The 23,179-nt window shown below is 62.3% G+C and carries 17 protein-coding genes; 9 read left to right on the plus strand and 8 right to left on the minus strand.

Annotation, left to right across the window (positions count from 1 at the left end):
- The first annotated feature begins 160 nt into the window (after nt 1-160).
- The 3 genes from HX830_RS17780 (at nt 161) to HX830_RS17790 (ending at nt 10,617) form a co-directional block, all read left to right on the plus strand.
- On the plus strand, nt 161-5,347 hold the full coding sequence (locus HX830_RS17780) for a hypothetical protein (protein ID WP_177101589.1): 5,187 nt from the start codon (nt 161-163) through the stop codon (nt 5,345-5,347).
- A gap of 102 nt (nt 5,348-5,449) precedes the next feature.
- On the plus strand, nt 5,450-9,709 hold the full coding sequence (locus HX830_RS17785) for a dermonecrotic toxin domain-containing protein (RefSeq protein ID WP_177101591.1): 4,260 nt from the start codon (nt 5,450-5,452) through the stop codon (nt 9,707-9,709).
- 44 nt (nt 9,710-9,753) lie between these two features.
- Nucleotides 9,754-10,617, plus strand: coding sequence for a hypothetical protein (locus HX830_RS17790; protein ID WP_218171321.1), 864 nt, complete (start codon nt 9,754-9,756; stop codon nt 10,615-10,617).
- Between the two features lie 48 nt (nt 10,618-10,665).
- Here the strand turns inward: HX830_RS17790 and HX830_RS17795 are convergent, their stop codons facing one another.
- Nucleotides 10,666-11,694: an Ldh family oxidoreductase gene (locus HX830_RS17795; RefSeq protein ID WP_177101595.1), complete on the minus strand. Its 1,029-nt coding sequence runs from the start codon at nt 11,692-11,694 to the stop codon at nt 10,666-10,668.
- 72 nt (nt 11,695-11,766) lie between these two features.
- Nucleotides 11,767-12,717, minus strand: coding sequence for a LysR family transcriptional regulator (locus HX830_RS17800; RefSeq protein ID WP_152737053.1), 951 nt, complete (start codon nt 12,715-12,717; stop codon nt 11,767-11,769).
- A gap of 138 nt (nt 12,718-12,855) precedes the next feature.
- Between HX830_RS17800 and HX830_RS17805 the strand changes: the two genes are divergently transcribed.
- Nucleotides 12,856-13,602 (plus strand): 3-oxoacyl-ACP reductase family protein, encoded by a 747-nt coding sequence (locus HX830_RS17805; RefSeq protein WP_103497321.1) that lies wholly within the window; start codon nt 12,856-12,858, stop codon nt 13,600-13,602.
- Here HX830_RS17805 and HX830_RS17810 read toward each other — a convergent pair.
- Nucleotides 13,592-14,485, minus strand: a complete 894-nt coding sequence (locus HX830_RS17810; RefSeq protein ID WP_177101597.1) for a LysR family transcriptional regulator — start codon at nt 14,483-14,485, stop codon at nt 13,592-13,594. The two genes, HX830_RS17805 and HX830_RS17810, sit on opposite strands and share 11 nt — an antisense overlap.
- Nucleotides 14,486-14,590: 105 nt before the next feature.
- Here HX830_RS17810 and HX830_RS17815 point away from each other — a divergent pair, with 105 nt between their 5' ends.
- On the plus strand, nt 14,591-15,793 hold the full coding sequence (locus HX830_RS17815) for an MFS transporter (protein WP_152737055.1): 1,203 nt from the start codon (nt 14,591-14,593) through the stop codon (nt 15,791-15,793).
- Nucleotides 15,794-15,805: 12 nt separating this feature from the next.
- On the opposite strand, the gene HX830_RS17820 is transcribed toward HX830_RS17815, so the two are convergent.
- Complete coding sequence (locus HX830_RS17820; protein WP_103497324.1) at nt 15,806-16,507, minus strand: HAD-IA family hydrolase; 702 nt, start codon at nt 16,505-16,507, stop codon at nt 15,806-15,808.
- 156 nt (nt 16,508-16,663) lie between these two features.
- On the opposite strand from HX830_RS17820, the gene HX830_RS17825 reads away from it, so the two are divergent.
- Complete coding sequence (locus tag HX830_RS17825; RefSeq protein ID WP_177101599.1) at nt 16,664-16,963, plus strand: DUF6388 family protein; 300 nt, start codon at nt 16,664-16,666, stop codon at nt 16,961-16,963.
- A 270-nt stretch (nt 16,964-17,233) separates the two neighbouring features.
- On the opposite strand, the gene HX830_RS17830 is transcribed toward HX830_RS17825, so the two are convergent.
- Complete coding sequence (locus HX830_RS17830; protein WP_177101601.1) at nt 17,234-17,515, minus strand: DUF1652 domain-containing protein; 282 nt, start codon at nt 17,513-17,515, stop codon at nt 17,234-17,236.
- A gap of 224 nt (nt 17,516-17,739) precedes the next feature.
- Nucleotides 17,740-18,258, minus strand: coding sequence for a DUF4142 domain-containing protein (locus HX830_RS17835; protein WP_177101603.1), 519 nt, complete (start codon nt 18,256-18,258; stop codon nt 17,740-17,742).
- 289 nt (nt 18,259-18,547) lie between these two features.
- On the opposite strand from HX830_RS17835, the gene HX830_RS17840 reads away from it, so the two are divergent.
- Nucleotides 18,548-19,042, plus strand: coding sequence for a DUF1543 domain-containing protein (locus HX830_RS17840; RefSeq protein WP_177101605.1), 495 nt, complete (start codon nt 18,548-18,550; stop codon nt 19,040-19,042).
- A 17-nt stretch (nt 19,043-19,059) separates the two neighbouring features.
- Here HX830_RS17840 and HX830_RS17845 read toward each other — a convergent pair whose 3' ends face one another.
- Nucleotides 19,060-19,977, minus strand: a complete 918-nt coding sequence (locus HX830_RS17845; protein ID WP_177101607.1) for a LysR substrate-binding domain-containing protein — start codon at nt 19,975-19,977, stop codon at nt 19,060-19,062.
- Nucleotides 19,978-20,092: 115 nt separating this feature from the next.
- Between HX830_RS17845 and HX830_RS17850 the strand changes: the two genes are divergently transcribed.
- Together HX830_RS17850 and HX830_RS17855 are read left to right on the plus strand one after the other, a co-directional pair.
- On the plus strand, nt 20,093-20,728 hold the full coding sequence (locus HX830_RS17850) for a LysE family translocator (protein WP_177101610.1): 636 nt from the start codon (nt 20,093-20,095) through the stop codon (nt 20,726-20,728).
- Between the two features lie 96 nt (nt 20,729-20,824).
- Nucleotides 20,825-21,793 (plus strand): alpha/beta fold hydrolase, encoded by a 969-nt coding sequence (locus tag HX830_RS17855; protein WP_177101612.1) that lies wholly within the window; start codon nt 20,825-20,827, stop codon nt 21,791-21,793.
- On the opposite strand, the gene HX830_RS17860 is transcribed toward HX830_RS17855, so the two are convergent.
- Nucleotides 21,763-23,007, minus strand: a complete 1,245-nt coding sequence (locus tag HX830_RS17860) for an MFS transporter (RefSeq protein WP_218171322.1) — start codon at nt 23,005-23,007, stop codon at nt 21,763-21,765. The genes HX830_RS17855 and HX830_RS17860 overlap by 31 nt on opposite strands.
- Between the last annotated feature and the right edge of the window lie 172 nt (nt 23,008-23,179).

Here is a 23,179-nt window from a genome sequence, read left to right on the forward strand (position 1 = left end):
CGCTGTTTGAACGCGCCCTTGCCGCCCGGCAAGGGACGCGGCCCCCGAAGCACTATCTACCACCTCATCTGCCCGCCACCCGATAGCGTTTTTGCCATTCTCCGCGAAGCCTGGCCTGCCAGCGCCCCGCGATTCGTCAGTACGTACGAAGGCAAACGCCATGACCCTCGATTCATATCCCTACGAGTTCTCCGAAGCCCTGGAAGCACGCGACGCACCCAATGAGCGGGAAAGCGCGCGCAACATCACCCAGGCCGACCGACTCTGGTTGAAGAACATCCTGCTTCCCAACCAGGACGCCCGCCAGGCGCTCGAAGATCCAATGACTGTCGAAAAAATCCTGCTCAGCGCCTACGGTGTGACACTGGTGGAGCTGGTGGGGGCCTTCCTGATGAGGCCCGGCACCCGGGACTGCGCGTATCTGTATACGCCGGGCTTCGGCCTGGAGCATTTCGACACACAAGCCGCCGCCCTCGACAGCGTGCTCGAGCGCCTGAGCGACAAGACCCGGCGCGACGAACTGCTGCGCTTCGTGTTCCTCGATATCAAGAGCCGAATCCAGTTCGGCGCTGATCTGCAAGTCAAGACAGAACCCATCAAAGGCGCGGTGTTCCTCGACCGGCGTCGCTCGATCGATCTCCATGAGAGGCTCAACCTGGAGGCCTTGGGCGAGGAATTGCTCAAGCTGCCCAGCCTCGCCGCGCTGCTCGACAAAATGCTCGGCGATGAACTGGATCGATGCTTTGCCAACGTCAACCTGGCGACCGTCAGGATGATCAGCTATGTGAGCGATGGCCGAAACGACAACGATGACGACAGCAAACCGAAACACCCGCCCGCCGCGACTCACTCGCTGAGCGATGCGCTGCTGGCGCACTATCGCGCCGGGGCCTGGCCCGCCGACCAGCGCCGCGCCTTCGTCGCCCCCGGCTACAACGCGGTGCCGGCGGATGTCGAGGCCTGGGAAGGGGCCCTCGCGAAAATCTCCGGCAGCCTGAGGATCCGCTTGCAAAACGAGCTGGAAAGCTACTGGAACGAGAAGATGGACAACGGCTACTCACGCCGATCTTTTTTTGCCGAGGTCATGGGCACCTGCTGGCGAACCGAACTGATCAAACAATTGCAATGGGACAGCATCGGTTCCCGAACGCAGTACTGGCTGGCCGGGCTCTATCCCCACAGGCCGGCCCGATTGCCACGGACCCAGATCAAGAGCCTCGGCTACAGAACCACCAAGCCTTCCCAGGCCGCACTCGCCAATGCGTTCCTGGTCAGCGACGGGGCCGTCAGCCCAGGCTCGCTGTTTGTCTATGCCTTCGGCCGGCTTGTCGAACTCAACGGCCAGAATGCCCTGGACAACTGGCTCCTGCATGAGCTGCGCGGCAGCCAACGCAGTGGCGAACTCTTGGAAACCCTTTCGCTGACGGAGTTCACCGATCTACAGCAATACCCCACGTTGACCACGGAACTGGACCCCCTCGCGCAGCCGCTCTTCGAAAACGGGTTGGAATCGATCATCGCCAAACAACGGGAAAACATCGAATACGTCCTGGCTCGCTACAACAGGAGCAACGGGCAACTGAATCTCCCCGCGGCCTTCGAGGCAGCCCTGGACATACGCGCGATGATCAACAGCAAACTGTTGTCGATCAATACCCGTGAGCGCTGGAGCATCCGCCTCGATCTGTCAGCGGACGCCCATGCCCAGCCGTCGACCCAGCCCCCGATCACGACGCCGGCCAGCGCCAGTGAACAGTGGCACACGCTCAACACCTTGAAATTCCGTCTCGCCAACGAACTGGCCAAACGTCCGGATCTCCTGACTTTTGCGCAAAGCTCGCTGCACGATGAGTTGCTCAACGCAAAGCGGACAGACCTGGACGCGACGAACATTTACCTCAACCAGTACGAGAGCGCCTCCGACCAGCAGCAGGCACTCCAGCCGAGCACCTCGATCAGCCTGGCCAAACATCTGCTGGAGCGCTCGGTCGGCCTGGTCCTGCCACTGACAGAGCGTATCGACAGCGGCCTGTTCAGTCGCGGCGAGGACGGTTATTGGTCAAGGATTGCCAACCTGGACATGGCCACCGCCAACGAGTTCGTCGACGCCGCGCTGGTGGATTTCCTGCCACGTTTCCTGCACCAGCATCGAGCGATCTATTCACAACTCAGCCCCCTGATCGGCAAGGCCCTGGAGCAGGGGCTGCGCCACGAAGCACGGCAACGGGTGCTGACTGGAACACTGGATGACAGCGCCCGGGAACTGCTTGAAACGGTCCTCGACAGCCCGGACAGCGCACGGCGCAAAGGCTTGCGGGGGTTTATCCCGGATGCTTTCGGTCTCACGCTGAAAACCACCGGGCAGTCGCTGCCGCCCCACACGCTGTTCAACTGTTTCCTGATCACCGAGCGTGGCGGGCTGGATCCGCTCAATTCCGGAAGAGCACTGTTCTGGACACCGGCCGGTGGACTCGAAGCATTCGACTCATTGCACAGGGCCGAAGCCGAGCTCAACCGACGCTTGCACGCCCCGGAGCAACGTCTGTCCCTGTTGGAAAACCTGATAGCCACCCCGCCCCCCGCGCCGCTCTCGGCGGATCATCAGCTCAATGGCATCAGCATCGGCTTCGAACGTACCCGCAACAACTTCCTGAACGACCGAATCCACTCCCTGGTCGAGAAGGCTCTGGGAGACATCGCCGTGGCGGCCTCAGCGCAACTGCCGGCCGCCGGACTGCAAGGCCACGTGCAATCCTGCCTGCTACGACACGCCTTGCTGGCGCCCCTGGAAAAAGCCCTCGCAGCGACACGGCACGCCCGCTTCCATAGCGCGCTGCCCGCCTGGCTGGCGAGTGCCCGAGCCGACGAGCAACTGGCCCTGGCCGAATTATTGGACCAGCACCGACAACACATCGATGCCCCTCTCGATTACCATCACGACATCCCCGACATCCGGCACTTCGCCCGGACAAAGATCGGCAGCCTGCTGATTCGCGACTTTCCGACATCAGGCTTGAGTCCGGATGACGTGCACCTCTCGGTACGCAGCAGCACGCAGACCCTGACGGACTACGCCCTGCGCCATTTCGACGAAATCGACGGGGCTTCGGCGACACTGATAGACGCCCACAAACTTCCGGATGATTTGACGGTTGCGCGCCTCAATGCCCTGATCAAGGAAGCGCAGATCGGCACGCATTACGCGGCGCTGCTGGAGTCCCATCTGTCCCACGGCGAGAACCGGGTGCCCGAGCGCCGAGCCCTGTTCACCCCGCACCTGATCTGGCAAAGCCTCGAACATGCCCTGCGCCAGTACCTGCAACGATCGATTTGCGCCCAGGCCCACGGCTTTATCACGCATCTGCTGGGCATGCCCGACGGCGTGGCCCGACTCCCCCTCGCCGGCAGCGATATCGTCGTACGCCCACTGGAACTGCTGCGCCAGGCCCGGGCGAGCGCGGACCGGGCCCTGGGCCTGTATCTGATCGGACGCTCCGATACCCAGGGGCCCCTGCTGCTCTTCAGCCCGTATGGCGAACAACCGGTCTTTCGCGAGTACGGCAACGAATCGCTGCTCATAAGCGAACTGGGTCGTCCCGGCCCCTTGCGACAACTCGTGCTCGGCAGGCTTTCCAGTAGCGTGCGCCCGCTCTACAGCGAACAGGTTTTCAGTACCCAGACCGTCAGCGCTACCTGGAACATCATCAAGGGTCATTTCCTCAACCAGTTATACAACGACATAACCGCCCTGTTGAAAGAGCAATTGGGACTACAAGGTACCCAGGGGCAGCAGTCGGCCTGGAGCACGGTGGTTCACCTGCTCGGGAATCAGTTGCACCAGGACACCCGCCTCATGCTCGGCCGCTTGCGCATGCCCTGGGTGATCTGGCAAACCCTGCCGCGCTTCAAGGACGCCATGGACAATGCCTGGCAAGGTCGCTGGGCATTGGCGATGGAAGAATTCACTGGCGCCCTGGCGCAACTGGCATTGTCCCGTAAAGCCCCGACTGCCAGCGCTCTCGTCGAATGGCCGAAACCCGCGCAGACACCCGCCCCGCCAGAAACCCCGGTCGAGTCAGCGTTTCCACACTGGCCTGCCTGGGGAGACATGCACCTGACCCGGGAACAGCAAAACCGCCTGCTCGGCTACGAAGCCCGGGATATTGCCTTGAGCGATCTGGAGCATGACGCCGCCCTGGGCATCTATACCGACCCAAGCACAAATCGCCGTTACGCAGCCGTACGCGGACGGGTGTTCCAGGTGCGGTCCGAGGACCGGCGCTGGCGGATCGTGACCGACCAGGAACCCGGACCGTGGCTGCGAAAAGACACCCAAGGCCAGTGGGAGATGGACCTCAAGGGGCGCTTGCTGGGAGGCGGGGATGGTAATCGCCTGCTGGACCGTATCACCACCCGGCAGACCGTGAACCGTGAAGTCAAGGTACTGGCGGCGGGCATGAAATCGATCAAACACCTTTATCCGGACAAGGCCCGACAAATCAAACAGGCCCATGCATTGGCCGTCACCTACCTGAGTAACGCCAGGCAACGCTTGAAATCGCTGGCATCCGGCACTCGACTCGACAGCCAGCGACAGCTTTACCTCCAGGAACTCTTCGGCCTCAAGAGCATCAGCCGGGGCCTGAACAACAGAATCATCAGAATGCTCGACAAGCTGCTTCTGGAGCTGCTGTCCCCGGAACGCTCCCCCGATCTCTCGGACCTCTATGTAGTCGGTGCCGCCCGGATACCTGAGCGCAGGTGCCCGGCCTTCGTGGTGACCTGCGACCGCACCCGTAAAATCTATTTGAATGAGCTGTTCTTCGAGCCCGAATTGAAGGTCTATGAGCCCATCCGACCCAGGACCTTCAACAGCGTGTTGCACAACATGGCGACCATCTTCCTTCATGAGTTCAGCCATATCGTCCTCAATACCGTGGACATCGCCTACCTGGATTCCTTCCGCCCCTTCCACGACCTGCTCGACAACAGCACAAGCGAGGCGCGTGAACGACTCCAGGAATTGAAGGAGTTGCAGGAAAAGGCACTCTCCGCACGCACACCCAGCGAGCACTTGTTCAGGGTTGAAGACCGGGTCACCGGCACATGGCACGATATCGAAGATGACCCGTACAAGCGGGTTCTGGAACTGACCCGCAGCCGCCATCTGCAAGACGCCCGGCGAAAATTCCAGGACGACGAAGCCCGGAGAATCGATGTCATCCTGGCCAACGCGGACTCCCTGGCGCTGCTTATCAGCTACCTGGGGCGCCCCACGGAGTTCTATCCGATTTTCACAGGGGCACCCCAGCCTGGGCAAGCGCCCACCCCCACCAGCACTATCTAATGCAGCCTGTCGGGCCGCCCCCTGTAGCGTTGATGTCCTTCAAGCGCGATGCCCCGCCCCGGCGGGCCTCGCCCCTCGTCAACACGAACGAAGGCACAGCCTATGTCCGACCATCCCCCTGTCTATTATTTGTCCCAGGCCATGGAACTGCGTGATACCCCCAGCGCGCTGGAAATATCCCTGCGGATCGGAACCACTGAGCGCAACTGGTTGCGCAACCTGTTCCTGGCCAGCCAGGATGCCCGCCAGGCACTCGATACCCCGATGTCCGTCGATAAACTCTTCATCGTCGCCCAAGGCTCTCCGGCGACCGAGCTGGCCGGAGCCTTTCTGGTCAGCGGCCCTCGGGGGCAGCGGGTGTTCCTCTGTACCCCGGGGTTCGGCCTGGAGCCCTTCGATCATCGCGAGCTGGCGCTGAAAAAACTGCTCGAACGCCTGGGCCTGCCCCCGCAGCGCGACGAACTGCTACGCTTCGTCGCACTCAGGATCAAGGCGGCCATTCGCTTCGAGCCGCCGCCCATCCTGGTCTCGGAACCGATCCGGGGTGTCGTACTGGTCGATCGACGCCAGTCCATCGAAACCTGCCTCGACTACAGCCTGAAGAATCTGCATGACGAATTGCTCAGGTTGCCGACACTCAAGTCCCTGCTCAACCGACTGTTCGAGAACCATCTGGGCCGGCACTTCCCCCACGTCAACCTGACGGCCCTGAGGGTGATCAGCTACGCCACCCCCCTCTCCGGCGACGGCACGGCGACGCTCCCCCTCCAACAGCTCTCCACACGACAGCTCAGCGAAACCTTGCTGGAACACTACAACCGGGGTGTCTGGCCCGAAGGGCAAAGCCGCGAATTCGTCGCCCCCGGCTACTCCTCCTCGGCGACGGATACCGTCGTTTGGGAAGCAGCACTGGCGAGTCTCTCCGGCCAGTTGTACAGCCATCTGGAAAGCACACTGCGAGACTTCTGGAAAGAGCCCCTCGACAACGGGCAACCACGCCAGGAACTGTTTATCGATGCCATGGGTACGCGCTTTCGGGCCGAGCTGCTCCAGCAGGAACAGGACTGGAATATCCTCAGTCCCGAGGACTACTACCCGCTGTGCGGGTTCTACCCCCTGGAGGCTTCAAGACTGCACGAACTGACGCCCTACACCCTGAGCGTGAAAACCAGCCGGCTCACCGGCGCATTGGCCAATGCCTTTGTCGTACGCAGCGACCGCCAGCAACACCCGGCTTTTTTCTGTTATGCCGCCGGTCGACTGTTGGCCTTCGAAAGCGAGAGTTCACTGCTGGCCTCGGTCAAGCCCCTGCTTCAAGACCCGGACCACGGCAATGACCTGCGTCATGGCCTGTCACTGCGCGAACGCGCCGACCTGAAGGATTCGCAGCCCCTCGATATCGCACTGACAGTGGGCAACCCGGAGGTCTTCGAGGCGCTGTTCAATAGCGTCGTCGCCAAACAACTGGATAACGTGGCGTATGTGCTCGCACGCTATCGCAGCAGCAACGGCGCGCTGGCCCTCGCCGCGGCGTTTGAACGGGCACTGGATGTCCGCGCCTTGATCGACCCGCGATTGGTTGCGCTCGCCCCCCTGGGTCGATGGAGCCATCGCCTGGATCTCTCTCCCAGCGAGAGGTTCGTCACACCGGGCTCGCGACGGGTATTGACGCCCGTGCTGGACACCGTCAGATACCAGCTGAAAACCCTGAGCGAACTCAAGGAGAGCATCGCCGAAGCCCTGAACAAGCGTCCGTCCCTCAAGGACTTCATCCAAAGCGAGCTGTCCAGGGAACTGAACCTCGTCCATCGAGGTAACCTGTCACCCGGCAATCTCCACATCAATCAGTATACGTCCGCCCTTCCGGCCCTCGGCGATACGACGCTGCTGCCGAGTAGCTCACAAAGCCTGGTGGAACACTTTCTCGAACGTCTGACCCAGCACTCCGGCGCGCTAGTAAAGACCGCCCACGGCGGACTGTTCAGCAAGGATAGCGAGGGTCACTGGGCACGGGTTTCAGACCTGGACATCACGCGGCTCAACACGATCGTCGAGAAGGTCCTGCCGGATTTTCTCGGGCACTATCTGCGCCAGCAGCGCTCGGTGTACAGCGAGCTGTCCGAACGCTTGAGCGAGGCCGTCACCAGTGGGTTGCGCCGCGAAGCGCAGTTCAAGGCGCTGCAGAATACCTTGAGAGAAACCGACCTGGAGGTGCTCGACAACCTGCTCGACAGCCATCGAAGGGACCAGCGTCCGGGCTTGCGCGGCTTCATTCCGGATGCCTTCGAGCTGACGCTCAAGACTGACGGGGCGGCCGCGCCGATCAAACTGCGCAACTGCTACCTGCTGACCGAACGCGGCGGCCTGGACAACGAGCATTCCGGGGCGGTGCAGCTATGGACCCCGGTTCAGGGGGCAGAAACCTTTCACTCCTTTCACGCCGCCGAAGTCGAACTGCAACGGCGCCTGCATGACCCCGTGGAACGTCTGTCCCTGCTGGAGAATATCGCCCGCAGCGAACAACCGGCCCATTTGCCCCTGCCCCAGAACCACCACACCAATCACCGGGCTTATCCGGCCCTGGGCTTTGAACTCATTCACAACGGTTTCCGCGGCAATCGACAAAACTCGCTGGTGGACAAGGCGATGGGCGATCTCGCGCATGCCGTGGCATCCCCTTACTCGGGCGAGCACTTTCACCAGCACCTGCAGTCCTGCCTTGATGCCCGCTCGACGGTTCCGACTCTTGAGAAGGCCATCCAGGCCGCGCAGAACGCCACCCTGCACCTGGCGCTGCCAACCTGGTTGGCGGACGCCAGCGACAGCCGGCAGTTCGCCCTGGCGAGCCTGCTCGACCGCTATCGCCAGGATGCCGCGACGACGGGGGACTACCACCAGGACATTCCCGATATCCGCGACAATGCCAGGACCAAGGTCATGAGCCTGCTGTCCCGGGACTTTCCGGCGGCCCGCCTCGACCCCGACAAGATCAACGTCTCGCTGACGCTACGCAATGCGACCGAGATCATCCGTGAATCGCTGACCGACTTCGCCCTGCGGCACTTCGACCACATCGACCAAAGCTCGATCGTCGCCAGCACTCCGACGGGCTGGCTGCCCGAGGGCCTGACCAGCGACCGCCTCAAGAGCCTGGTGAAAGAGGCCGCCGTGGGCAGCCACTATGCAAACCTGCTCGACTCCTATCTGTCGGCCAGCGAAAGTGGCAGCGCACAACGCCAGCGCGCTTTTCAAAAACACTTTTTCTGGCAAAGCCTGCTGCACGCCTTCACCCAGGTCATCGGCAACAGCCTGTCCGCCACCGCCCACGGCTACATCAAGCACCTGCTGGCGATGCCGGACGGTCTTGCCAGGAAACCCCTGAACGGACAGAGCATCGACGTTCGCCCGCTGGAATTGATCAGCGGCGCCCAGGCGAAAGCCGACCCCGTGCCCGGTTTCTATCTGATCGGTCCCAAATCCGCCGAACGCGGCCCGCGAATTCTGCTCAGCCCACAGGGGCCGCTGCCGATTTTCCAGGAATACACCGATGAAGCCGCCTTGCTGGCCGACCTCAAGGACTCGGACAGCCTGCAACAGCGAGTCCTTGAAAGACTGGCCCATGAGCGGCGCGCCCATTACGCGCAACAGGTGTTCGGCGCACAGCTTAGGCCCCTGGGGATCAGCGACAATCCGCTGCGCGGCAATTTCTTCCAGCGGCTCTATCAGGACACCACCGCGCTACTCAAGAACATGCTCGGCAGGCAGAACGTACAAGACCAGCACTCGGCCTGGAGCAATGTCCTGTCCTGGCTCAAGGCGGGGCTTTACCAGGGCGCGATGTTCATGCTCGGGCGGTTGCGCTTGCCACTGCTTATCTGGCAAACCCTCCCGCAGCTCAAGGATGCGACGCAAAAGGCCTGGCAGGGCCGCTGGGGCGAGGCGATCGAGGAGTTCGTCATCGGCCTGGCGCAACTGGCAGTGGCACGCCGCGGCTGGAGCCGATCGAGCCTGACCGGCCCCATGCCAACAGAAACCGAAGCGCTCATCGAATCGCCCTTTGCCGACCCGGCCTGGGGCGACGCCCGCCTGACGCCCGGACAAAAGGCCGCGATCCTCGGCCATGAAGCCCATGAGGTTGCCTTGGCGGACATGACCCCGGATCTGGCCACCGGCCTGTATCGGGATACCGCGACCGGCAAGACCTTCGCGGCGGTCGGCGGAAAAGTCTTTCAGGTCCAGGAAGACAATCGGCGCTGGCGCATCGTCAAGGAACAGGCTCGGGGCCCCTGGTTGCAACAGAACCCGTACAAACAGTGGTCATTCAACCTGCAAGAACACTGTCTGGAAGGGCTGTCGCAATGAAACTATTCGACTCTTGCCTGAACCGAAGAGCGATCCGCGAGGAAATGCGCGTGCAGGCGATCGGGATTGACAGCATTCGCCGGCTCTATCCCAACCGGGCACGTATGATCCGCCATGCCCATGAACAAGCAGTGGCCTATCTGGCAGATACCCAAAAAAACATGGACAGGCTTTTTTCCGAGGCGCCCCTGGATCGGAAACGCCGTCAGTTCGTGGAAAAATTCTTCGATATCGCTTCAGTGAGTGAAAGCACGATCCAGAAAATCAAATTCCGCGCGGACATGCTGCTCGGGGAACTGCTCAAGCCATCGCTCAACCCCGAGACCTCGTCACGCTATATCGTGGGCTCGGCCCTGCACCCGGAGCACGGTATCCAGGCATTCACCTTGCCCAAGGACGCGACCAGGAGAATCTATTTCACCGAGCGTTTCTTCGATCCCGGCTTCGAACCCTACCTGCCCCTGCGCTCCAGGGCCTTCGACATGCTGGGTCACAACATGGCCACGGTCCTGTTGCATGAAACCAGCCATCTGGTGCTCGACACGATCGACCTCGCCTATCTGGAGTCGAGCCGGCCCTTCGTCGATCTGCTGGATACCCGATCGCTGCTGGGAAGGCTTCGTCATGACGACCTGGAACACATCCAGCAGCATGCGTTCTCCAACCGCACTCCCTCCAACGAATTATTCAGGGAGCGCGACGATTACGACCTGCACTGGTACGACGTGGTGGGCAAACCTTTCCAGCGGGTGTTGCAACTCACCGGGACGCAAAACCTGGATGAGGCCCGCAGAGTGTTCTTCTCGGACGAGAACAAAAGAATGGATGTCATGCTGAACAACGCCGACTCACTGGCATTGTTGCTCGCTCACCTGGGCAGACCGCCCGAGTACCATCCTCAGTACTAGACGGGGGTCCACCCCGTACCTGGAGTGTTCCCATCCCAGGCGCAACGCTTACTGCTCGGCCAGCTCACGCAACTGTTGCAGATCGCCCTCGGCCAGGACGATCCCGTCGCGTAGCGACTCGGCCCGCTGCTGGTGCCGTCGGTCACCCGGCAGGCGTTGCAGGCCGACACCCTGCATCTGGCTGACCAGCGTCCGGGCGCGCTCGGCGAAGTCCTGCCCTGCCGATTTGGCCGGGTCGATGACAATGATCAACTGCCCGGTCCAGGGAGTCTTGGCGCCGGGATGTTTCGACCAGTCGAACTCGAAGGAAAAATTGCCGCCGGTCAGGGCCGCCGCCAGCAGTTCGACCATCATCGACAACGCCGACCCCTTGTGGCCACCGAACGGCAGCAGCGCGCCGCCGTCGAGGATCGCCTTGGGGTCGCAGGTCGGCTGACCGTCGCGGTCCACGCCCATGCCGGGCGGCAGGCTGCGGCCCTCGCGGGCGGCAATCTGCACATCGCCATGGGCCATGGCGCTGGTGGCGAGGTCAAAGACGATCGGATCGCCACCGGCCCGCGGCGCGGCGAAGGCGATCGGGTTGGTCCCGAACAGCGGGCGCTCGGCGCCATGGGGCACCACGCAGGTCATGCTGTTGACCACGCTCAGGGCCACCAGCCCCTCGTAGGCAAAGGGCTCGACATCCGGCCAAAGCGCGGCGAAGTGATGGGAATTGCGGATCGCCAGCACGGCGATCCCGGCACTGCGGGCCTTCTCCAGCAACAACCCGCGGGCGGCGGCCAGGGCCGGCTGGGCGAAACCGTTGGCGGCATCGACCCGGACAAAGCCGGAGGCGACATCTTCGACCCGGGGAATGGCCTTGCCATCCACCCAGCCGCTGGCGAGGGTGGAGACATACCCGGGAATCCGGAAGATACCGTGACTGTGGGCGCCATCGCGCTCGGCGCTGGCGCAGTTCTCGGCCAGGACCCGGGCGACTTCCGCCGAGGTGCCATGGCGCTGAAAGACCTGGGCAAGCAATGCCACCAGATCGCTGTAGGAAATCGTTTGAGTAGCCGTCTCGCTGGGTACAGACATCCGAAGCTCCGATTCCGATTTATTTATTATTGGATCGATGAGAGAAAAGCAGTGCTTGGGCAGGCGTCCAGACTATCCGGCGACAGGGGACTCCTTGTCAAACAGGGCATCGAAGCGGCTGGCCAACTGCTGCTCGGCGAACTGCTCGCGGATGAAGTCGACAAAGGCCCGGGTCTTGCCCGGGAGCAGCTTGTGTTCGGCGTAGTAGATCGAGATATGGCCGTCGTCGACGTACCAGTCGGGCAGCACCCGCTGCAAGGTCCCGGCCTGCAACCAGGGCACCGCGAACGGCATGCTCACCAGCGCCACGCCCAGGCCCTGGGCCGCCACGGCGCAGGCGGCTTCCGAATCGCTCATGGTCATGCGCGGGCTCAGGTTCAGCGGCTGATGTTCGCCGTTGCGCGCGGTCAATTGCCAGGAACGCACGCGGCCAGTCTGCGGCGAACGGATCAGGATGCCGTCGCAGCGGCGCAGATCCTCGGGGGTGCTGACCCCAGGCTGGCGTGCCAGGTAATCCGCCGACGCCACCAGCACCCGATGGGCCACCGTCAGCTTGCGCGCCACCACCCCCTGGGGCAGTTCGAAACCGCCACCGATGGCCGCGTCGAAACCCTGGCCGATCAGGTCCACCTGGCGGTTATCAAAATGCCAGTCCGGGCGGATATCCGGAAAACGCCGCAGGAACTCGCCGAGCAGCGGCACCACATAAAGACGCCCGAACACCGTGCCGACGCTGACCTTGAGGGTGCCGGCCGGACGGCCTTCGGCACTGGCCAGGTTGGCGACGGCATTCTGGATGGTGTGCAGGCTGGCGCTGACCTCACCGAGGAACACCTGGCCGGCCTCGGTCAGGCTCAGGCTGCGGGTGCTGCGCTGGAACAGCCGTACCCCCAGCCGCGCCTCCAGCTTGGCGACACTTTTACCGACCGCCGCCGGGGTCAGGCTCAGGCGCCGCGCCGCCTCGGCAAAGCTGCCGACTTCGGCGCTGCGGACAAAACATTCGATACTGCTGAAGGTTTCCATGCTCACCACTATAAACTTTTGGTTTACACAGACTGTAGCAATTACCGTCTACACAGTCAGCAATCCGAGGTCGATACTCGGCTCCAACAACAAGGCCACCTCCCCACCCTTCCACGGCCTTGAACTTTGGAGAACGACATGACCGAACACAATCTGACTGGCAAAGTAGCTTTGATCCAAGGTGGCTCGCGCGGCATCGGTGCCGCCATCGTCAAGCGCCTGGCGGCCCAGGGCGCAACAGTAGCCTTCACCTACGTCAGTTCCGACGCCAAGGCCAGGGAATTGCAGGACAGCGTGATCGCCGACGGCGGCAAGGCCCTGGCGATCAAGGCCGACAGCGCCGATGCCGTCGCCATTCGTCATGCGGTCAGCAGCACCGTCGAAGCCTTTGGCCGAATCGACATCCTGGTCAACAATGCCGGCGTGCTGGCCATGGGACCACTTGACGAGTTCAAGCTGGAAGATTTCGACCGGACCCTGGCAGTCAACGTGCGCAGTGTCTTTATTGCCACCCAGGAAGCCGCCCGGCATATGGGCGAAGGCGGTCGGGTGATCAATATCGGCAGCACCAACGCCGAACGCATGCCGTTCGCCGGCGGCGCCGCGTACGCCATGAGCAAGTCCGCGCTGGTGGGCCTGACCAAGGGCCTGGCGCGGGATCTCGGGCCACGGGGCATCACCGTCAACAATGTGCAGCCCGGCCCGGTGGACACCGATATGAACCCGGCCGACAGCGATTTTGCCGGCAGCCTGATCAGCCTCATGGCCGGTGGCCGTTATGGCCGGGTCGAGGAGATCGCCAGCTTCGTCGCCTATCTGGCAGGGCCGGAAGCCGGCTACATCACCGGGGCCAGCCTGACCATCGATGGCGGGTTCAGCGCGTAACACGCGGTTGCAGTGCCAACGCCTGCTCCAGCAACAGCAGAAATGCTGCGGCCGCAGGCGTCGGCGTATGCGACCACACCGCGTACAGGTACCGCGACGGCGCGTCGGACACCGGCAGCGTCACCACCCCTTCGAAGCCCTCGGCGATTTTCTTCGGCACCAGGCCCAACGCCAACCCCCGGCGTACGAACTCCCCCACCAGCATCACATTGCCCGCCTCGAACTGCACCCGATGGCGCAAGCCCGCCGCGGCAAAGGCCTCATCGGTCTGCCGGCGCCCCGCCGTGCCGGCCTGGAAATCCACCAGCGGCTGGTTCTCCAACTCCGCCAACGGCAGACGCTTGAAGCGGGTCAGCGGATGCCCCAGCGGCAGCACCGCCACCAACTCCTCCTCCGCCAGCAGCCGCTGCGCCAGGCCCTCGATCTTTTCCCCCGGCCATAAACCGACAAACGCCAGGTCCAGCCGCCGTTCGCGCACATCGAGCATCAGCGACTCGCTCTTGCTCATATTCAGGTGAATGTCCACCTGTGGATAAAGTCCGTGGAAACGCGCGAGCAAGCCCACCAGGTCGACTTCGGTCAGGGACGAGATCTTGCCGATGGACAGGCTGCCGCGCACCTCCCCGGAAGCCGCCGCCACTTCGGCGACAATCCGTCGGGTCGCCTCCAGCGCCGGCCGGGCGCTGCGGACAAAGGCCTCGCCGGCCGCGGTCAGGCGCACCTTGCGCGAACTGCGCTCGAACAGCGCCGCGCCCAGATCCTCTTCCAGACGGGCGATCTGATGACTGAGGGCCGACTGCACCACATGGCAGCGCTCGGCCGCACGGGTGAAGCTGCCCTCATCCGCCACCGCCAGGGCGTACTCGATCTGCTTGAGGTTCATCGGCTGTATCTCGTTTCAAGATGGATAGAATGAAAACAATGCATTGGTGTCATGCTAAGACATTCCAGATAATTCGTGCATCGAATTCACACAACGAGACAGTCAATGTCCGACACCAACGCTATACACAAACCTTTGAGTTCTGCCCTGATCCTGCTGATGTCGATTGCCACCGGCCTCGCGGTTGCCAGTAACTACTACGCCCAGCCGCTGCTGCACACCATCGCCCAGCACCTGGGCCTGAGCACCGGTACCGCCGGCACCATCGTCATCACCGCGCAACTGAGTTACGGCGCCGGACTGTTGCTGCTGGTGCCGCTGGGGGACCTGTTCGAACAACGCCGGCTGATTTTCATCATGACCCTGCTCAGTGCCCTCGGACTGCTGATCAGCGCGTTCTCGCCAAGCCTGCCCTGGCTGCTGTTCGGCACCGCGCTGGCCGGCCTGTTCTCGGTGGTGGCCCAGGTGCTGGTGCCGATGGCCGCCAGCCTGACCGCACCGGAACAACGCGGGCGGGTGGTCGGCACGCTGATGAGCGGCCTGTTGCTTGGCATTCTCCTGGCGCGCACGGCGGCGGGCCTGCTGTCCGACCTTGGCGACTGGCGCAGCATCTACCTGCTGGCGGCCGGCCTGATGTTTATCTGTGCCTTCGCCCTGCTGCGTGCCCTGCCGGAAAACCACCAGCATGCAGGGCTGAGTTACCCGGCCTTGCTCGGCTCTGTGTTTCGCCTGTTCGTCGAGGAGCCGGTGCTGCGGCTGCGCGCCGTCATGGGCCTGCTGACCTTCTGCCTGTTCGCGTTGTTCTGGACGCCCCTGGCCTTCCTGCTGGCGAGCCCGCCCTATGGCTATTCGGATGGGGTGATCGGCCTGTTCGGCCTGGCCGGTGCCGTCGGTGCCATGGCGGCGAACCTCGGCGGGCGCATGGCCGATCGGGGCAAGGGCGAGTTCGCCACCACCCTGGGCCTGCTGGCGTTGCTGTTGTCATGGCTGCCGCTGGGCTTTGCCGGACATTCACTGGCGGCGCTGCTGATCGGCGTGCTGGTGCTGGACTTTGCCGTGCAGCTGATTCACGTCAGCAACCAGAACGCCGTGTTCAAGATCCGCCCCCAAGCGCGCAATCGTCTGAATGCCGGTTATATCACCTGCTATTTCATCGGCGGCGCGCTGGGCTCGCTGCTCGGGGCGCAGTTGTACGGGCCCTATGGCTGGAACGGCATCGTCACCGCCGGCGGCTTGATTTCCGCCCTGGCGCTGGGCATCTGGGTGGTGATGCAGCGCCGCAGCGGACTGTCGGTGTCCGCTGCCTGAAAGACCACGCCGTCAGACAAGGTCCCAGTCAATCGTCGGTAGCCCGACCGGCGCCAGCGGGAAATGCTTGAGCGACTGCACGATCCGATCCGCATGGTGGTATTTCTCCGCCGCCATCGCCGGATCGGGCACCGCCACCGCATACATGCCCGCCGCCTTGGCCGCCGTCACGCCAAACGGCGAGTCCTCGAACACCAGGCAGTCCTCGGCCGCCACTCCCAGGCGCTTGGCCGCCAGCAGGAAAATATCCGGCGCCGGCTTGGCTTCGCCGACTTCGGGGTCGTCGGCGGTGACAATGGTATCGAACAGCGCAAACCATTCCCGGTGCAGGGTGGTCTTCAACTCGAACGAGCCCCGCGAAGAACTGGTGCCCACCGCAATCGGAATCCCGTGGGCCGACAGATGCCGCACCAGCGCCTCGGCGCCGGACATGGAACCGGCCTTGGGGAAACGCTCGCGCATCAGCGGCTCGCGCACCTCCAGGAACTCCTGGGGGCTGATCGGCAACTCCATCGCCTCGACCACGTAACGGGCCAGGTCTCCGGCACCACGACCGATGATGTGCTGCTTGTGATCCCAGCCGAAGGTCCGGCCGTAGCGACCGACGATAAGCTGCGTCACTTCGGAATAGATGCCCTCGGTGTCGAGCAGCAAACCGTCCATATCGAAAATCACGGCCTTTACCGGGCCCGGGGTAGAGAGTGCTGCGGTCATCGCATCCGCCGTATACAGGGTTGAAAGCCTGCTAGCGTCGCAGAGCCGGGCGATTCTTTCCATCCGAGAGTGAAGCCGCTAGCATGGCCGCAGTATTTTCCAGGCCCACGGGCCCGCCGACGGCTTGCCGCCCGGCCATCCGACAGAGACGCCAGCATGATTGCCAAAGAATCCCGAACCGAGGCCGCCCTTGCCAGGTTCCTCGACGCCCACCCGCACCTGCGCGAAGAAACCCGCGACCTGAGCCCGAAGGAACAGCAGCAACAGTTCCAGTGGGCCTTCGAGGACGAAGCCGAAAACCAGGGGCTCGAACCCTGGGAACTGACCTTGCAACTGGTGGCTGAAACGCCTGAGGAGCTCAAGGCCATGCGCCTGGAAGTCCACCGCGAAGTGGCCGAGGCCCTGGGCATGGATTGGGACGAGTATTGCTCGTTCAACGAGATCAGCGAGGACTGAGCCGTTCGTCGCGCCAACGGCACTCGAGCCGGCGGCTGGGGACCGATATCAGGTAAGGACTCTTTAATCGACAAGGAGACTCACCATGAATCCGTCCCCCCTCGCGCGGCCCGACCGATCCGCTCGAAAGCCCGCAGCAAGCCCGGTGGCTCCCGCAGTTCCGGCGGCACCGAAAACAACCTTCCAGGTCTCGGCAGCGGTTCCCCACAGAAATGACCTGGAGTGAGAAGGGCCGGTTCAAGTCCTTGAGCCGGCCCTTCTGACAGGCGCCTAGAGCTTGGCGGGTATTTGCCTCGCCAGTTGTCCCCCTCCAATGAAGAACGCCTGTTGATTGGCCACCAGTTCGGAACGCAATTCGCCCACGAGGTTGGAAATGGCCCTGGCACTGGTCAAGCGGACCGTGGAAATCCCCGTCACCAGCAAATCCACCCTCCCCGAATCCGGGTCGAAGACCTTCACCGTCAGCGAGCTGTCATGGCTCACCGTGCATTGGCAACGAAGGGGTAAAAAGCCGAGTTCAATGATGTTGCGCAGTTCAAGAATGGAAATCACATCAATACGTCCCTATAGAGTGATGGAAAAGCAACCGCGCAAGGCAATCCGTGGGTTCTTGTCGGCACCAGGAGCCTCGCGCTTCTGGCGCCGGCCTTCGATAGAGGCCCTGGCAGACATCGTAGCTATGTGACGCCACTTAGTCGTCAGCACCGATCACTTTTCCTTACGTACGCCATCTCTTACACCGACTCCATCATTCCGACAGCGCCCAGGGCACTCGCTCAATTGCCCTTGTGATGGCTCATTTCCAACTTCCTCGCCATGTCCAGATGCATCTGCAACTTGGGCAGGGTTTGTATGGCGAAGGCCTTCAACTCCGGGGACGCGGAATGTTCAGCTTCATCCTTGAACAGCTGGATCGCGTCCTCATGGGCCTTGATCTGGTTGGCCACATAGGCGATATCGAAGGATTCACCTTCCTGCACCTGCAACATCAGCTTGCGCGCCCGGTCGAGGATTTCCGCCTCCGGGGCCATGGGCAGGTCGTGATGGGCGGCGATGGCCTTCAGGTCGCGGTTGGCGTCGGTGTGGTCCTTGATCATTTCCACGGCAAAGCTGTTGATGTCCGTGGACGTGGTTTTCTGGATCGCCAGGCGGCTGGTCTCGATCTCGGCGATCCCGGACGCCGAGGCCGTATCGATGAACTGCGCGGGGGTACCGGCATTGACCGGCCCGGCGAGGCTCGCACCCAGCAGCAGGACAAGAGAGGTGAGACGTAACAGGGGGGTCTTCCGGCTCATGGGCGTTCTCCAGCACTTTAAAAAAAACAGGTGGGCTGAAGGGTTGGAAATAATCGGGCGGGCAAGGTTTAGAAAAAAACCGCGGGACTGACGAACGGTGATCGGCACAGCAGGTATCCTGCAGACTTGCGCCCCCCCATGACCCGCTCAATTCACAGGCAAAAAAAAGCCCGCGGGAGGGCGGGCAAGGGAAGCTTTTGAACGAGCGCGATTACTATAGACGCTGCTTGGCAAGCGAATTATGAAACATTTTTCATCTGCGCTCGGCGGCTGACAGAAAGGAACAGGCATGCTTTGGGTGGTCATGCTCGGCGGAAAACATCCCCGGGCGAAAATAGAAGTGCACGATGTGGCCTTTGTACTGGCCGACAACCTGGAGGCCACCTATCCGCAACTGCGCCAGGCGTGGTTCGGCAGCCCCGCCGGCCTGCATATCGATGCCTGGATGCAGGTCGACGGCGTCGACGGTTGGAAGGTCGAACTGAGCAACCTGGCGCCCGCCCCCGGCTCGCCGCGCCTGTACTTTATCAACCTGGGCGGCTACGAAGCCCGGGCCTTCGGCGAAGCGCATCATTACCTGCTGGTGGTGGCCCGCGACAAGGCCGAGGCCAAGCGCCTGGGCATGCGGCAGATGCTGGCAGGCTGGGAGCAGGCGCACACCGATGCCCTGCTGGATATCGACGACTGCCTGCCCATCGACCTGGTCGGCGGGCGTTATATCGAGCTGGTGCAGGCGCCGAATCGCGGCATTGTGCAGGGTAATGACTATATCGTCCTGCCCTGAGCATCACCTGATCCCGATCAACGAAACTCGATGCCCGGCAGATCCATTTCGGGCACGTCGCCCAACAGGAAATCGCGAAAGGCCAGAATGCGTTCCTTGCGCAGGCTGCTTTTCAGCCAGACCAGGTAGTAAGCCTCGCCCGAGCCGACGGCGGTCTTGAACGGCAGCCCGAGCAAACCGCCACGGACATCCTCGAGGATCAGGTACAGGTCACCGATCGAAACGCCGTGCCCGCGCATGGCGGCCGAGATCCCCTGGTCCAGGGTACTGAACAGCTTGCCACGCTCCACCCTCGCCCGCCCTTCCCAGCCCATACCCGCCAACCAGCGCCGCCAGTCGCGCCGGTCCGTGGACGAGTGGATCAGTTCGTGCTGCTCCAGGGTGTCGAGACTCCAGGGTCCGGCCCCCAGAAGCTGACTCGAACAGATCGGAATCAGCCACTCGTCGAAGAGCTTGCAGCACTCGACCTGGGCACCAAAACGCCCGTCGCCGAGCAGAATTGCACAGTCATAGGGTTCGGTGTGGAGGTCGACGGTGTCGATATCCATCCACACGCTGGACAGTTGCACCGGCAAGTCAGGGTTCACCTGCTTGAGGTTTTCCAGCGACTGCAACAGCCAGCGCATGGTCAGGCTCGACGGCGCCTTCAGCCGTAGCTGCTCGGCATTGGCGCGAAAAGGCAGACAGGCCTCCTCGATCACCTTGAACCCGGTTTTCAAGCCATGGGCCAGGCGTTGCCCGGCTTCGGTCAATTGCAGCTTCGGGCCATTGCGCTCGAACAGATGACAGCCGAACAGCGCCTCCAGATTGCGAATATGTCGACTGATGGCGCTCTGGGTCAGCGACAGTTCCTCGGCGGCGCGGGTAAACGAAGAGGACCGGGCCGCCACCTCGAAAGCACGCAGGGCATAGAGCGGTGGGATACGTTCGGCCATGGGCTCGCCTCACTATGATTAATAATCATAGTGAGGCACAGATTTATCCATTTTTCAAACCCGCGGCACTCCCTCAGGCTTGCCGGACTCGATTCTCCCGCGCAGGCGCTCCTCCATGAACCTCTCGTTGCTACTGCTTTACCTGCTGAGCATTTCCCTGCTGATCGTGACACCCGGCCCGGTGGTCGCGCTGCTAGTCAACACCAGCCTGGGGGCCGGCAGTGGCCGGGCGCTGCTGACGATGCTCGGCACCAATGGGGCGTCGCTGGTACTGGCGCTGCTGGCGGCGCTGATCCTGAGCGGCGGCCTTTCGCTCAACCTGCAATGGATCAATGTCGTCAGCCTGAGCGGCTGTCTGTTTATCGGTTACCTGGGGGTAAAGAGCCTTCAGGAAGCCCTCTCGACAGCTGTCGACGACGGTGTGCAAGCCACCAGGAGCGAGCGCCGCACCGGTTTCGTCAATGGCTTCCTGGTGGGTATTTCCAATCCCAAGGAGATCATCTTTTTCGTCTCCTTCTTCCCCCAATTCATCCAGGTCACGCCGTCCTTCGGCCATAGCGTGGCGTTGCTCGCGGTGCTCTGGGCGGTGATCGACCTGGCGGCCATGACCTTCTATATCCTGCTCGCCCGCCAGGCTTTTGCGGTCAGGCACAAGGCCAAGATCACCTTCGCTTCCGGCACCCTGCTGCTGATGATGGCGATATTCGGAGTGCTGTACGCCGCCCGCGCGCTGCTCTCAAGCCTGAATTGAATGGCGTGTTTTAGTCATGATTCGGTCAATGAATGATGATTAGCAGCGCGCCGCCGTTCTGCTAGGGTCTTTTACCTGGGTCAGGGAGAGCGGCGGATGAACGAATTCGAACAACAGATCTTGTCGGTCAATGGGATCGAACTGAGCGTGCATGTGGCGGGGCCGCTTGACGGCCGGCCGGTGTGGCTTCTCCACGGCTTCCCGGAATGCTGGCATTCCTGGCGTAACCAGGTGCCGGCGCTGGTGCAGGCGGGTTATCGGGTGTTTGTCCCGGAGATGCGCGGCTACGGGCGCAGCAGTGCCCCCGCCGATGTGAACGCGTACGACCTGCTGACACTCTGCGCCGATATCCAGGCCGCCATGGATGCCTTCGGGCACACGCAAGCCTGCATCGTCGGCCACGACTGGGGCGCGCCGGTGGCCTGGCACCTGGCGTTACTGGAGCCGCAGCGGGTCAAGGCGCTGGTCACCTTGTCGGTGCCTTTTGGCGGACGCCCCAAGCGCCCGGCGACCGAACTGATGCGCGAGCACTATGCCGATCGCTTCAACTACATCCTCTATTTCCAGGAACCCGGGATCGCCGAACAAGAACTCGATGCGGATATCGACCGGAGCTTGCGGGCGTTTATGGGCGACACCGAAGTCTTCCTGCAAACCAAGGCGGTCGATGCACGTTTGTTTGACGGCGTGGCAGTAGCCACGGAGTTACCCGATTGGTGTGCGCCCGCGGATTACGAAATCTACCGGCAGACCTTTGCCGGCCAGGGCTTTCGTGGCGCGCTGAACTGGTATCGCAACTTCGAACGCAACTGGCAGCGCACGGAGTTTCTGGCAGGTTTGCAGGTCCGGCAGCCGACATTGTTCCTGATCGGCGATCGCGACCCGGTGGGTGTGCTGGAAGCCCACACCATCAAACGCATGCCGGGGCTGGTGCCGCAACTCGAACAGCAGCTGATCGAGGATTGCGGGCACTGGATACAGAGTGAGAAAGCCGAGGCCGTGAATGCGGCAATGCTCGGGTTTCTTGGGCGGGTTTATGCCGAGGGGGCCGGAACAGCGAGCTGAGACAACGGGCGACTGGCAATCAGGATAAACAGCACCGACAGCAGCGCACAAAGCGCTCCCAGCAGAATCGAAGCCACGTAGCTCTGATAAAGGTCAAACAGCAGCCCCGCGACACTCCCGCCGATCAGGGCAGCGACCCCGACGGACATGTACAGGGCACCCAGAATGGCGCCCAGGTTCGCCGTGCCGAACCAGTTGGCCGCCACCGCCGGGTAGAGGGAAATGCAGCCCCCATTGGCCACGCCGAAACACACGGCGAACAGCGCCAGCGTGGTGAAGGTATGGGCACCGAGCCACAGCAGATTGAGCAACACCAGCGCGAAGGTCAGCAGCATCAGCAAGCGCCGTGCGCCCATCCGGTCACCGAGGCTGCCCAGGAACAAGCGGCCGGCGACGTTGCCGACGCCGATAAGGCCGATCAGCAAATTGGCTTGGGTAGCGGAAATACCAAACTGGCGCGCGTAGGGATTGATGTGCACCAGCGCAAGAAACAGACCGACCGATCCAAAGAAAATCGCCCCGAAATACCACCAGAATCGCGCCGTTCCCGCGGCTTCGGCCAAGCCCATGCCGTTGGCGGCCACATGATGCTGGGGGCTTGAGGAAGAAGGCACGAGACCATCCGGAAAAAGACCCAGCTCCTGTGGATGACTCCTGACCAGCGAAGCCACCAACAGACCGACCACAAGAATGGCCCCGGCAAAGATCTGCAGGGTCGACTCCCAGGAGAAATACTGCATCAGCAATCCGGCGACCGAGGGGCCGACAAAGGTCCCGACCCCGGTGCCCGCCAGCGCAATACCCGAAGCCTGGCTGCGGTTCTTCACAAACCAGCGCTGCACCGCCGTCACCGTCGGCACATACACCAGACCGACACCCAATCCGACCAGCACACAGAAGCACACCAGGAACCACTGCAAAGAGTCGGAGGCCAGGCTGCTGAGGAAAAAACCCAGCGCCAGCAAGACGATGCCAAGGCCGATCACGACCCGGGCCGAGATGCGATCGGCCAGAGAACCGGAGAAGACCCCGACCGAGTAATAGATCAGGGCCGTCAGCGAAAACACCGAGGCCACGGAAAAACGTCCCACCTCGAAGTTGGACTGGATCTGTGAGAGGAACGCCCCGAAGGAGTAGGCACCGCCAAAGATAAGGGCCAGCAACACATGCGCCGCGAACACGACGTACCATCCCGGGAATACCTTGGTTTTCATCACAGTCAGCTCTCGGATCCTGCTTATGGTTAAGCGCAACATCCATTTCAGGTCCGGTCATGGCTGCCGCATGCTCTTGTATATACATGAATATGCAACTTTACAGCCAACCTGCATCCGCGCGTATCAAAAACCCCATAAAAAACGTAATACATTGAATTTTATATAAAAA

The organism is Pseudomonas gingeri, assembly GCF_013385425.1.
Classification (GTDB): Bacteria; Pseudomonadota; Gammaproteobacteria; order Pseudomonadales; family Pseudomonadaceae; genus Aquipseudomonas; species Aquipseudomonas gingeri_D.